This is a genomic window from Echinicola sp. 20G, assembly GCF_015533855.1.
Lineage (GTDB): Bacteria > Bacteroidota > Bacteroidia > Cytophagales > Cyclobacteriaceae > Echinicola.
In genome coordinates, this window is the sequence record NZ_AP024154.1 from 5,088,071 (window position 1) to 5,101,634 (window position 13,564).

The 13,564-nt window shown below is 39.5% G+C and carries 11 protein-coding genes; 5 read left to right on the plus strand and 6 right to left on the minus strand.

What is annotated here, in order from left to right; genetic code table 11:
- Positions 1-109: 109 nt before the first annotated feature.
- Positions 110-1,162 (minus strand): FecR family protein, encoded by a 1,053-nt coding sequence (locus JL001_RS20500; RefSeq protein ID WP_200979498.1) that lies wholly within the window; start codon positions 1,160-1,162, stop codon positions 110-112.
- A gap of 209 nt (positions 1,163-1,371) precedes the next feature.
- Here JL001_RS20500 and JL001_RS20505 point away from each other — a divergent pair, with 209 nt between their 5' ends.
- From JL001_RS20505 to msrB, 3 genes are all read left to right on the plus strand, one after another.
- On the plus strand, positions 1,372-1,953 hold the full coding sequence (locus JL001_RS20505) for an RNA polymerase sigma-70 factor (RefSeq protein WP_200979500.1): 582 nt from the start codon (positions 1,372-1,374) through the stop codon (positions 1,951-1,953).
- A gap of 138 nt (positions 1,954-2,091) precedes the next feature.
- A complete protein-coding gene (msrA, locus tag JL001_RS20510) occupies positions 2,092-2,712 on the plus strand; it encodes a peptide-methionine (S)-S-oxide reductase MsrA (RefSeq protein ID WP_200979502.1) in 621 nt (206 codons plus the stop codon).
- A gap of 28 nt (positions 2,713-2,740) precedes the next feature.
- Positions 2,741-3,259, plus strand: coding sequence for a peptide-methionine (R)-S-oxide reductase MsrB (gene msrB / locus JL001_RS20515; protein ID WP_200979504.1), 519 nt, complete (start codon positions 2,741-2,743; stop codon positions 3,257-3,259).
- Positions 3,260-3,293: 34 nt separating this feature from the next.
- Here the strand turns inward: msrB and JL001_RS20520 are convergent, their stop codons facing one another.
- The 3 genes from JL001_RS20520 to JL001_RS20530 all read right to left on the minus strand — a co-directional run bounded on the left by JL001_RS20520 (position 3,294) and on the right by JL001_RS20530 (position 9,260).
- A complete protein-coding gene (locus JL001_RS20520) occupies positions 3,294-5,429 on the minus strand; it encodes an FN3 associated domain-containing protein (protein ID WP_200979506.1) in 2,136 nt (711 codons plus the stop codon).
- 62 nt (positions 5,430-5,491) lie between these two features.
- A complete protein-coding gene (locus tag JL001_RS20525) occupies positions 5,492-6,946 on the minus strand; it encodes a DUF1501 domain-containing protein (protein ID WP_200979508.1) in 1,455 nt (484 codons plus the stop codon).
- A 1-nt stretch (position 6,947) separates the two neighbouring features.
- The gene (locus tag JL001_RS20530; RefSeq protein WP_200979511.1) at positions 6,948-9,260 is read right to left on the minus strand and encodes a PSD1 and planctomycete cytochrome C domain-containing protein; all 2,313 of its coding nucleotides are present in this window, start codon (positions 9,258-9,260) and stop codon (positions 6,948-6,950) included.
- A gap of 377 nt (positions 9,261-9,637) precedes the next feature.
- Between JL001_RS20530 and JL001_RS20535 the strand changes: the two genes are divergently transcribed.
- Entirely contained in the window at positions 9,638-10,183 is a 546-nt protein-coding gene (locus tag JL001_RS20535) for a hypothetical protein (protein WP_200979513.1), read from the plus strand.
- 132 nt (positions 10,184-10,315) lie between these two features.
- Here the strand turns inward: JL001_RS20535 and JL001_RS20540 are convergent, their stop codons facing one another.
- Positions 10,316-11,791, minus strand: a complete 1,476-nt coding sequence (locus tag JL001_RS20540) for an alpha-L-fucosidase (protein WP_200979515.1) — start codon at positions 11,789-11,791, stop codon at positions 10,316-10,318.
- Positions 11,792-12,093: 302 nt separating this feature from the next.
- Here JL001_RS20540 and JL001_RS20545 point away from each other — a divergent pair, with 302 nt between their 5' ends.
- Entirely contained in the window at positions 12,094-12,420 is a 327-nt protein-coding gene (locus JL001_RS20545; protein WP_200979517.1) for an MmcQ/YjbR family DNA-binding protein, read from the plus strand.
- Positions 12,421-12,445: 25 nt separating this feature from the next.
- On the opposite strand, the gene JL001_RS20550 is transcribed toward JL001_RS20545, so the two are convergent.
- Positions 12,446-13,558, minus strand: a complete 1,113-nt coding sequence (locus JL001_RS20550) for a family 20 glycosylhydrolase (protein ID WP_236252918.1) — start codon at positions 13,556-13,558, stop codon at positions 12,446-12,448.
- Positions 13,559-13,564: the final 6 nt, after the last annotated feature.

The following is a 13,564-nucleotide window of genomic DNA, read 5'->3' on the forward strand; positions in this document are numbered from 1 at the left end:
TAAATAATTGTCTTTAAACAATTGGATCATTGGACATCGCTGCACCGCCAAATACAGCTTTGTTCGATGATCTTTTTTGTGATTAAGGTGATATTACATAGGCTGTTCTTTAATAAATAATAACTATATCTTCTTTGATTTTATATTTAAATCCAAAAGTCACACTCAACCCTTCTAATATTTGATCCAAGGACTGATTATCGAATTTCCCGGTGAAATCTTTTCTACTTGAGAAACCTTTTCGTAACTCAAACTGAACGCCAAACCATCTTCTCAACACACTGGTAACTTCCTCAAAATTTGAGGAATTAAAACTGATCACATTATCTTTCCAAGCAAACATATCATCATATGATACCTTACACTTTTTCATCGATCCATCCTCTGCATAATAGCTCACAGCTTCCATCGGCAAAAGGAAATAACTTTTATCCTCTATTTCATCTCCACTTGCACTTTTTCCAGTGACTTTGACCTTTCCTGTTAAGACCCCAACTTTTGTACTTTTTCTTTCCTCAAAATCCTGAATTACAAATGATGTCCCCAACACTTGGGTTGTCGTACTCTTAGTATGCACCAAAAATGGCTTCTTTTCATCTCTGGCAACATCAAAGAAAGCCTCTCCTTCAAGTTGAACTTCTCTCTTATTTCCTTTAAAATGTCTTGGAAAGACAATCTTGCTTCCACTATTCAAATGAACATGGCTGCCATCAGCTAGGGTTATTTTAAGTTTTTGGCCAAGTGGGGTAGATTTAGTAATCATCTCTACCTTCTTATTTGTGTCCATCTCCTGATTATCATTATCATTAATTTGCTTAAACCATAAAAAAGCCAAAGCAAATAGGACACTCAGTACACCTGCAATTCTATAAAGTCCTTTGTACCACTTTTTATTTATTTTTTTTGTTTCTTGCAAAATTGGTTCTGTAGGTACTCCAATCCCCAGTGTCTTAGAATTTTCAGACTCAATTCGAGTTTTTATCTTTTCAAGCAAGAGCTCACTGTTAATTTCTTCAGCACTCTCCTGCCCTGGCTGAAATTCTCTTAACTTCTTCTCCAACTCCCTCTTTCCTTCATCAGAATTTATCCAGACCAAAATTGTATGTACTTCCTCAGGAGAACAGTCCCCTTGAAAAAATTTATTTAACAATTCAACATTCATTTGATCATTCTTTAAATCTATTACTGCTTATACTTATGTATCCCCTAACGGAATTCATAAAAATTTTAAAATTTTTTAAAACAGTAATATTTCGCTATAAATTCATATTATTTAGAGGTAATTATTAAAAAATTAATCTTTCGTTATGTATATTACGATATTATTTAATTTATTATTCAATAGAAAAACGTATTAAAAGAGCTGATCTAATGAATCCGAATTTGCGAGAAATAGCATACGGTATAAAAAATGATTGTCAAACTTCATTTGATCAGTTGTACCATCTTTTTCATAAAAAAATCTACTTCTTCTGCGTTCATTATGGTTTAAAAACTGAAGATGCTGAAGAGATCACCCAAGAGGTATTTGTGAAAATCTGGATTTCTAGAAAATCCATCAATCCGGAAAAATGTATCAAAGCCTACCTTTACACGATCGCTAAAAACGTCATGATTGATGAATTCAAAAAACAGATCAGAATAAAGGCAACCAAAGATTATCAGATGCAACTAATTGTCCCCATCAACAATACAGACAACACTTTGGCATACAATGAATTGATGGGACTGGTTGAAAAAACATTGATGCGGTTACCTGAGCGACGAAGGACTGTCTTTGAGATGTCAAGATTAAAAGGGCTGAGTCATAAAGAAATTGCAAATGAATTAAGTATTTCCACAAAAACCGTTGAAAACCATTTGACACTTGCTTTGCAAAGCTTTAGGGAAGTATTTCAGGACTCAAAAATCATTTCTCTGATATTTATCTTGATATCATTTTTTAAATATTGATATAAATAAGTCTCTACTTTTCTTAATGAGGAGTTTATCAAACCATTTTTACTGCTTATAACGTATTAAGTTATATAGATTAAGTGTTTTATTGATCCCGATAAATATCTTTAGAAATTAATCACCCAAGACTTTATTATGAAAAACCTGATTTTAACAGCACTATTGATATTTGGAACTAGCTTCCTAGCAAAATCAGCATCATATATGCCACAAGCCAAGATGGATACCGCAACTTTTGCTGCAGGATGCTTTTGGTGTACAGAAGCCCAATTCCTTCAGCTGGAAGGTGTCTCTAAGGTAGTTTCTGGCTACACCGGAGGTACAGTCAAAAACCCAACCTACAAGCAAGTATGCACTGGCAATACAGGGCATGCAGAAGCCGTTTCCATTATCTATGATCCTTCTGTGATCAGTTATGATGAACTATTAGAGGCTTTCTTTGTATCACACGACCCTACCCAACTAAACAGACAAGGTAATGACATTGGCACACAATACCGTAGTGCTATTTTCTATCATTCTCCTGCTCAAAAAGAAAAAGCAGAATATTATATCAAGAAACTGAACGAAGAAAACATTTATCCCAAAAAAATTGTTACCCAAGTAGCGCCAATGAAAGTCTTCTATGTAGCTGAAGATTATCACCAAAATTATTATAACCTCAACAAGGAACAAGGCTATTGCCAGTTTGTGATCACCCCCAAACTGGAGAAATTCAAAAAGGTATTCAAGGATAAGCTTAAGGAAAGCAAATAAAACGATTTCCCCAATAAACTTTAAAACCATGAAAAGATTGTTCATTTTAGGTGTTTTACTAACCGCCCTTTATAGCTGCGGAATGGGGCAGGTAACGAAAGAAGGAGTGGAAAACCCTTACTACTCAAGAACTGACACCACTCATATAAATGTTTCCAATACCGAATGGAAAAAAATACTTCCTCCCTTTTTGTATGCAGTCGCCCGTGAAGCAGCAACAGAGAGGGCTTTTACGGGACAGTATTGGGACAGTGATACTAAAGGAACCTATTATTGCGCGGTCTGTGGCAACAAGCTTTTTGTCTCCGAAGCTAAATTTCAAAGTGACTGCGGATGGCCTAGTTTCTTCGAGGCAGTCAGGAAAAACAGTGTTGTTTATAAAAAAGACAATTCACACGGTATGCAGAGAATTGAAGTACTGTGTGGCCGATGCGATTCTCACTTAGGACATATCTTTGACGATGGTCCGCCCCCTACTCATAAAAGATTTTGTATGAATTCCATATCCTTGGACTTTGAACCTATCGGAACAATTGGATTAAACTGATTCATAAGGAAAGGCTGGCAAAACCAGCCTTTTTTTAGTTCACCACCACCTCATCTACAAAGACCCAACCCTTATCTCCGGCCCCTCTATGCCAAGCAGGCAACTTGGTATTAGGAAACAACCTCAAGCGTAAAGAGTGATAGGTTTTAGAGGGAATATCAAAAATCATCTGTTCCATCCTACTTTTCTGGGATTTTTCCGGGACATCTAAGTCTTTTGAAACTATCGTTTTCCATGGCTGACTCCCATTTGATCTTCCTTCCAGAATTACCTTGACAGGAGGAAATATATGAGCTTCCTCATGATACATTAAGCTCACAGCTAATTTGGAAGCGGTCTGCTCTCCTAAATCAACGAACAAATCGAGTGGCTCATCTCTAAATCCCAACCAATCACCGGAGGCATAATTGGAATCTCCTTTCTTTTGATCCACCAAGGTTTCTTTGCCCTTCCCTTGATAATTTCCTGAAGGACTTGTTTTCAAATCGACATGATCAGGCTTAATCAATCCTGCTTGATAAAAACTTTCTGTTGCAGTTTCACTTTTAGACCAGCCTTTTGCGAATGCTCTTGCTTTAAGCTGAACTGTCTCTTCCAAATGAATGGGCCCTTCATAAACCAAGCTGTTCAGACTATCTGGCTCACTGCCATCCAACGTATACCTAATCTGCACCGAACCAATAGGATGTTTTAGAACCACTTCCTCTGAATTTTTGAAAATCTTATTTTCAAATTTTACTTGCGGGGCATTAAGTTGATAAACAATCCCTTCATCCTGAAACCCCCATTCCAATATCACATGAGGCATTATTTTCGTAAAACCTTCACTGTCTTTCCCTGTCAAGCCTGTATCCCACAGACTTAAGGACTCTAGAAGTTTCACCTTTACCAAAAGGTCAAATACCGATTTGTCAAGTTCATTTCCAGCCAAGGAAAGCAGCTTTAAATGGGGCAGATCTGGAAGAAAACCTAGTTGATTGGCCTTCACACCAGTCGAATTGAGTTTTAGGTCTTCAAGATTCTTTAAGGCACCAATTGCTTTCAGATCAACCCCATCAAGAGGCATTTTATTTAAATTCAAACTCACCACTTGATCCTTAATCTTATTTAAGTCAGAAAGGGATTTTGCATCAAATGCTCCTGCTCCAAAATAAGAAACAGAAAGTGCTGGTGAACCTGGAAATATTGGTTCAACCAAACGATAAAAATTATTCAAGCTTTCTACATCTTCTTCTTTGGCTGCTGGAAAATCATAAGGAGCATCTTTTTCCATTTGTAAGCTTGCCAACTGATAGAGAGGACTTTCTTGACCTTGATCGGCCAAAGTGCCTTCAAAATCTGCTCCGCCCTGAACCCAAAGTTTTAATATTTCTAGTTCCTCTGGACTCAACTGGGCCTTACCCTTCGGGGGCATATGCTTTTTCTCTTCCTTTGGAAGCTCTATACGATGTACCAAAAGAGATTTCTCCCAATGGGCAGAATCGAACAATGCTCCATTTTTTCCACCTTTGACAATAAACTCCACTTCATCCAACCGCAAGCCTCCTTTGATTTTACTGGCCTGATGACAACTGATACACTTATTATCCAATATAGGCTTCACCAAATGGGTAAACACCTCTGCCTCCTCTAAAGAAACCTTACCTTCACGATCTGCTTGCAAAGGTGCCATTAAAAAGTCCGTTCCATGGGTCAAATTAGCTCCCCAATGTCCCGCACCAATCAAGACTACCACTAAAGCCAAGCTCAGGGATTTTTGCATTTTTGGCCATTTATCCAAGGTAAAATAAACCAGCAGTGCAATGAAATAAACACTTACCCCCATCCATTTGTGAAGGTTGAGATTATCCCCCTCATACCCTTCCTCTTGACTTAACATCCAACCGCTCAATACCGCTATTCCAGCAAAAAAAGTGGCTAAGAGCAATGACCACCTGGCCATTCTCTGTTGATGTGGTGAGGGCAGGATATTGGGAACCAACACAAATACTAAAGCCACCAGCATCAGCACAATTGGGAAGTGCAAAATCAAAGGATGACTTCGTCCCAAGACTTGAAGAATCGGCGGCACCACTAGACGGTCTCCTCCGATCAGGAAAATTATAAGTAGGCCAGTAAATACAATAAGGGCATTTTCCAGCCAACTTTGGAGGTTATTTCTGATATTCATTAATGCTTAATTCGTAAGAATGCTTCCTTCTTTGTTAGGGGTAAATTCACCCAATTTGGCAATTACACCAAGATATCTTTGACTACAGCGCCATGAACATCTGTCAAGCGGTACCTTCTTCCAAGGTGCTTAAAGGTCAAGCGCTCGTGGTCAATTCCCATGAGGTGTAAAATAGTGGCTTGAAAGTCATGTACATGAACTGGATCTTTGACAATATTATAGCCAAACTCATCAGTTTCTCCATAGACCATTCCCGACTTCACTCCTCCTCCGGCCATCCACACAGAAAATGCTCTTGGGTGATGATCCCTACCATAATTATCTGCAGACATCTTGCCTTGACAGTAATTTGTCCTTCCAAACTCTCCTCCCCATATCACCAATGTTTCATCCAGTAAGCCTCTTTGTTTCAAATCTGTGATCAAAGCCGCAGAAGCCTGATCGACATCTTGGGCCTGTCCAGCCATCTCATTGGGCAAGTTACCGTGTTGGTCCCAGCCTTGATGGTATAATTGCACAAATCGCACCCCATTTTCAGAAAGTTTTCGCGCCAAAAGACAGTTGGCGGCGTAAGTTCCTGGAATGAGACAATCTGGGCCATATAGCTTAATAATGCTATCAGGCTCTTTGGACACATCCGTTACTTCTGGCACAGCAGTCTGCATTCGAAATGCCATCTCGTATTGTTGGATTTTTGCTTGAATTTCCGGATCACCATATTCTTCATAAGACATTTGGTTCATGGCCGCAATCTTATCCAACATCCTTCTTCTATCCATTCGCTTCATGCCCTCCGGGTCTCCCAAATAAAGCACTGGATCTTCAGAGCTTGAAAACTGAACACCTTGATGCACTGCATCCAAAAAGCCATTGGACCAAAGCTTGGAGTACACGCCCTGCCCGTTTCCTTTGCCTCTACTTAATAGCACACAGAAGGCTGGTAAATTATTGTTTTCACTGCCTAAACCATAGCTCAACCATGACCCCATACTTGGCCTATTTCCCACCTGGGCACCAGTCTGGAAAAAGGTCAAAGCCGGATCATGGTTAATCGCTTCCGTATGCATGGACTTCACGATACATATATCATCGACAATCTTGGCAGTATGGGGAAACAAATCACTGATCCAGGCCCTTGCTTCTCCATATTGGTTAAACCCATAATAGGACCCAACAAGCGGAAAAGAACTCTGACCAGCAGTCATCCCCGTTAGCCTTTGTCCCATCCTGATACTCTCCGGAAGGTCTTCTCCCATTCTTTTATTCAAAAGAGGCTTGTAGTCAAAAGACTCCAGTTGGCTAGGGGCTCCATTTTGAAAGAGATAAATTACCCTTTTTGCTTTTGGGGCAAAGTGGGGCAATGCAGCCATAATATCCTCTTCAGCACTGGACTTGCCGGTAAACAAGTCAGGCACTAATAGAGAGCCCAAAGCCATACTTCCCAAACCTAAGCTTAGTTTAGAAAGGAATTTTCTTCTGTTCTGGTTTAATCCGTGCTCTAATACTTCCTTCTCCATCCTATATTTTTGTAATCGTTTCTTCCAAATTATACAATGCGACAATCACCTGCATCATTGCAGCCGATTCCGCTGAAATACCTGATTCATCCATTTCCATCTCCCCTACATCCAAACTCACTTTCACTTGATCGGAATGGCTTTCAAATCTTGTCTTCTCCTCTTGATAATACTCCAACATCAAACCTTCCTCCTCACCAGTCATTTCCCTACACAAAACTTTCTGGAAAACCCACTGAATTCCTTCCTCTGGAGTCATATTTTCCTTTTCGATTTTTGTCGCCAAAACCCTCGAAGCCTCAAGTACAAATGGGTCGTTCAACATCACCAATGCCTGCAAAGGGGTATTCGTCCTTCCTCTAGTCACCTCACATCGATCCCTGTTACTGGCATCAAAAATAATGGCTTTGGGAGGAGGCACTGTAAGTTTGATGAAGTGATACAAACCTCTTCTGTAAAGGTCATCACCGTGATCTTGGACATACTTTGCCAGTGTCCCCCTACCTGAAGTTGCCGCTTCCCATAACCCCTCAGGTTGATAAGGTTTGATGCTAGGCCCTCCAATCTCAGTATTAAGCAGTCCACTAGAGGCCAAGACCAGATCTTGAACACTTTCAGCAGTAAGGCGTAACCTAGGCGCCCTGGATAAGTAAAGGTTTTCCGGATCTTTTCGCAATGCTTTGTTATTCACTTCAGAACTTTGTCTGTAAGTAGATGAAATGAAAATCTGCTTCATCAAACGCTTGATATCCCAACCATTTTCCATAAAATCCACTGCCAACCAATCTAATAACTCTGGATGAGTAGGCAAATCACCTTGCATCCCAAAGTCCCCCGCTGACTTCACAATGCCCTGCCCAAAGATCTCTTGCCAAATCAAATTGACAAAAACCCTGGCGGTAAGTGGATTATCCTTATTCGTTGTCCACTTGGCCAGCCCAAGGCGGTCTTTGGAATACTGGTCGTCAAATTTCATGATCGAAGAAGGAGTTCCAGGCTTAACTTCTTTGGATGGTGCATCGTAAACGCCTCTGTCCAAAACAAAGGTTTTTCTAAGCGTGTCCAATTCATCCATCACTGAAACCATGATTTTACTGGTGTCTTGATGATTGAGGTAATCCAATATTCCCTCTTTTTGAAAATCTTTCTGATCTATCCAAAGAATTGGTGTCTTTGCAGGTTTGCTTCGGGAGACATCTCCTTCAAACCCTTTCTCCGGAGTATTGTTGAAAAAGGCATAAAGCTCATAATAATTTTCTTGGGAAAAGGGATCGTATTTGTGGTCGTGACATTGCGCACACTCCATTGTAACACCTAAAATCCCTTTGCTAAAAGTATTGGTCTTATCCAAAACATACTCCACTCTATATTCTTCATGAATAACGCCCCCTTCTTCTGTATACTTATGATTTCGGTTAAATGCAGTTGCCAATATTTGTTCTTTGGTAGCATTGGGTAGCATATCTCCGGCCAACTGCCACGTGATAAACTGGTCATAGGGAATGTTGTTATTAAAAGCATGAATCACCCAATCACGGTAAGGCCATTGGGTACGGTATTCGTCATCCTGATATCCGTAGCTGTCGGCATACCTAGAAATATCCATCCATAATACAGCCAGCTTTTCACCAAAAGCGTCCTTATTCAACAAGTCATCCACCAAAGTCTCATACTTTTCATCATCAAGATTTTGGTACTTTTCCATCATCTCCATTGTTGGAGGCAAGCCAGAAATATCCAAACTCAACCTTTTAATAAGCGCATAGGAATTGGCCTCATCGTTTGGCGACAATTTCTTTTCCTGCATCTTCGTGTAGGTGAAATAATCAATTTCATTCCTGCCCCAAGGCTGAGTTTCCGGAACGGGTGATTTTTGGGGCGGAACAAATGCCCAGTGAGACTCATATTTGGCACCTTGACTGATCCATTTTTTGATAACCGCAATCTCATTTTCCTCCAATTTAAGATTTGACTCTGGAGGAGGCATTTGTTCAGACGGGTCTTCACTTATTATTTTTTGGTAGGCCACTGACAGCTCAGGATCTCCAGGTACAATCACATGCTGAGAGGGAGCATCCTTCAATGCCGCATAAGCACCTTCTTCTGTATCCAATCTTAATCCTGCTTCTCGCTTATTCGCATCTGGCCCATGACAGGCAAAACATTTATCAGAAAGTATCGGGCGAACGTGGAAGTTATAGCTGACCTGATCGGAAGCCGATAAGGCAATTTGCCCCTCCTCTGATTTACCGCAGGAAAAGAAGAATAAACTTCCTGCCATACCTATCAACACATTTCTTAAGATTGGGAACATATAAGGTAAAATTTCTGGGTTAAATGACCTAATAAATTTCCTAAAAAAATTAAACAATACCAACGATTTTTTGGTAAAAAATTAAAAAACAAAAACAAACACTTACAATATCTTTCGAAAGTGTACCTATTACACTTTCAGCCATCAGTATACCCAATTATATGTTTTCAGCTTTTCCCCTCATGGCATCAACTCAAAAAAAGGAAGCCGAAATCATTCTTCGCCTTGTAGATTTCTAGTGGGGGCTTTTGTGAAATATACCAAGCACCTAGTTAACCAAAAGTTTTTATCTCCAAAGGTTCCAGCCTAAGTCTAAGAAAAATAATACTATTTTTAGCCCCTCAAATATTTATTTAAACCATAACTCATTTTTATTCATGCAAAAAGTGATCACGATTAGCCTCATTTTATGCCTTTTTCATTCATTGGCTTATGGCCAAAAGTCATTAGATAATGTAAATGGCCTCAACCAGGTAAAGCTGAACCAAACACTTCAAGATTACCAAAAAAGCCTTTACCTGATAAGTGGCGATGAACCAGTATACAAAAACAACAACAGCATCCGTGAAAGTCTTAAACGAAACATCAAAAATGGTATCAGAGAAGGAGTTTATAAAGAACATAGTCACCTTTTCATTGATGGCAAAAAAGCATCTAAACTTAATATGATTTTTTACAAAGGAGAATTGTATAAAATTAGATGGACTTTCAGAAAAGGAGATTTTAAAGACTTAGCATCACTTGCCAAATTCCTTAATCAACACTTTACAGAACAATTTGGACATCCGAAAGAAGTGTTATTTGGCGATACCTACATTTGGGAAGAAGATAAAAACTATTTGCAAGCTTTCTTGGACCAGACGGAATACCAAATCGAATTAAGGGACAAACAAATAGATCGAATTGTCAAAAACCTTCAGTAGATTTTGATTACCTACTGACTTTCAGTAATGGAGTTGGATTTGGGAATTTGGACTATGAAGAACCAAGGAAGTCAAATTTAGAAGATTTCACCAATTCTTTCCTAACGTCCCAAACCCAACTCTATAATATTTTTATTTAAGATTAGAGACCTTAAAACTCCAAGCATATTGGCAAGGCAATTCATTAAAACTTATTTCTGGCATTATTACCTTCAGGTCATTTCCTATCTTTTCAAACTTCAGAGGCTTATCATAGCCCAGTAAGCTTACCATAGTATTTTCGGTGACTTTCACATTTTTGATCAGCAAATCACCCTTAGGAAAAACAGGACTGATGGCATATAAACTCCCATCCTTTTGGGTAAAAAACAATTCTTTGACAGCCTTACCCGGAGATGGGTTTATGGTTTGTTTCAGTATATAATCTCCTCCCAAATAACTGCCTTTATGATCAATATCTCGATCTCCTTCTGACCACTGAGCCGATTGGTCTGCTTTTCTAGTTCCATAAATGGCTTCACCATTTATAGCTAACCATTCACCGATTTGCAATAGACGTTCCTGCATAATCGGAGGAATATTTCCCCTCGCATCAGGGCCAATATCCAACAATAAATTCCCCCCATTACTCACCACATCTACCAACATCAAAATAAGGGCTTGGGCACTGTTATAATCTTGTGCATCTTCATTTTGGTTATAGCCAAACGAAAATCCCATGCCCCTACATTCTTCCCATGGCTTATCAAAAACCTTTCCTGCTTCATATTCCGTCGTGTAATAGCCACCATGCTTTTGTCGGAGCCCTTTTCCCCATCGGTCATTTACCAGAATATTATCTTTAGCTGCAGACTCATTATATAGCCAAGCTAAAAATTCCTCGCTTCTCCACCTTTCTCCCTCCATTTCCCATTCTCCATCTGTCCATAATATATCCGGTTGATAGCTTTGCACAAGGTCCTTTACTTGAGGTAAATAATGCTCCTCCACAAATCGGTCTTTATCATTTTGCCACCAAGGATGGTACCATTCATACAATGAATAATATAGTCCCATCTTCACTGGAGTTTTTCTGACAGCCTCTGTTAATTCTCCGACCAAATCACGCTTTGCCCCCACTTCCATACTGTTCCAGGCAAAACCTCTATCATTGGCCTGCTCATTTGGCCAAAGGGTAAAGCCATCATGGTGCTTGGAAGTCAAGACAATGTACTTGGCTCCTGCTTCCTCAAATAAGCTGGCCCATTCATCAGGGTCAAACAAATCTGCGGTAAACATTTCCCCAAAATTATAATAAGGAAAATCAGCTCCATAAGTATCGACGTGATATTGATAGACTTCATCACCTTTGAAATCTCCATTGCCAAAAAGTTTCTTGCTTTGTAACCAATATTGGTACCACTCTGAATAAGTGCCTTTGGGTGACCAAGCAGGTACCGAATAAGGTCCCCAATGGATAAATATGCCAAACTTGGCATCTTCAAACCATTCAGGCACCGGCCGCTTGTCCAATGACTCCCATTTGGCCTCGTATTGCTGCGCATGCAGAACAGGAGACAGCATTAAAGCGATTAATAAAGCAAACAAAGAAGTGTTGAGATATTTCATAACATGGGTTTTTGTAAGAATCAAAAGTTTGCCAGGGTTGCAAATATTAAATTATAATCTTTTTTCCTAATGAGCCCCATCTTCATCCAAAACTGATAAAATAGTACGTAAAAAAGCAAGCATGTTCATTCCTTGTTATACTTTACTTCCCAAAGACTTAGCCCGTAAGACAGTTTGATTTTATCATTTCTTATACCATTCAACTCTCCCCAAAACAGGATAAAAGGAAACAACCAATGGCATGATTAAGGATAATCAGTTCATTTAATTATATTTCCTAACCAAAATCAATCAGGAAAACAATGACAAATGAAGAATTTATAGTCCTTGCACTTTCTTTTCCAGCTACCGAACAAAAGCCACATTTTGACAGAACTGCTTTTAAAATTACAGGAAAACGTATTTTCACAACCCTGCATGTAGCCAGCAATTCCGCCAATGTCAAACTTTCTCCCAATGAGCAAAAAGCCTTTACAAAATATTCACCTGAAGTAGTCTACCCAGTGAACAACAAATGGGGTCAGCAGGGCTGGACTACAATAGAGCTTCAAAACGCCAAGGAAGAACTGGTCAAAGCTTTATTGAAATCTGCCTATGAAGATGTAGTAAAGCGCAAAAACTCAAAATGACTCAAGATCACCTTTTGAGAATTACTCAATCACTATCTTCCATTTCATTAATCTTATCAAACATTACTTTAAAAGTATACCAAGCGGTATTGTTTCCTCCATCCCGGCCTTTTCTATTCTCATAAAAGCCGTCCATAAAGCTCCCGGCTCCAGACCAGACTGTCTGCATCATGCCATAAAAGTTAGGTTTCATTTCCTTAGTGGCAGTTGCTCGGAAATGGAACATGTCTTCTACCTGGGTTTCAGAAACATCTGGCATCCTCCAATTACAGGTCAAGACCCTAAAACCTTTCATGGCAAAATAAACTGCAGATTGATCAGGTCTCTCATAATGCCAATCACCAATTACCACATCTTTGGGAATCATATCTATAGCCCTATGAGTATTGTTCATACTGGCTTCCCACATACCCAATCCTGTTGTTTTACCATCCAACAGCCTGTCTCCCCAAATCCATAGCTCTCTATTATCTGCTGCCAAATGGTCACGTACTTTACTCACTTCACCAGCAAAAAGCTCCGCCTTATCTCTCCCTGAACAGCGAGGACAATCATCATCTCCTATGTAAAAAACCTCATCCATTCCAGCATGAAAAGCATCAGCTTCAAACACTTCACAAATTTCATCCACCAAATCAAAAACCACTCCATGCACTTCTGGATGTAGTGGACAGTAGCTTTTGCAATACAGCCCGTCTTCATTGGGCCACTCATAATTTTCCGGCAAACTGACTGATGGTGTTTCATCAAATTCAGGATAAACTTCTAACAGCTTTCCTAAATCACTGTGCCAAGACTGATGTCCCAATAAGTTGATTTGTGGGATAATACGAATGTCATGTTTTTGGCATATCGCAACCATCTGCTTGACCTGTGCTTTACTTAAGGGATTGTTATCCACCAATTCTGGATGACTTTCAAATTCGTAGCCATATTCCACTCTTAGTATCAACACATTTATATTTCTTGGTGCCAGTTCCTCATCAATGAATCTAACAAAACGATCCACTTCATTAGGGTTGGGTGCAGCTATTGCAAAAGCTTTGATGGGCAGGACATCCTTTGAATCCTGAGCCTTCACCCCAAGTAAACTGTTTAACAACAAACAAATTATAATACCGATAGACATCTTACACATTAGCTA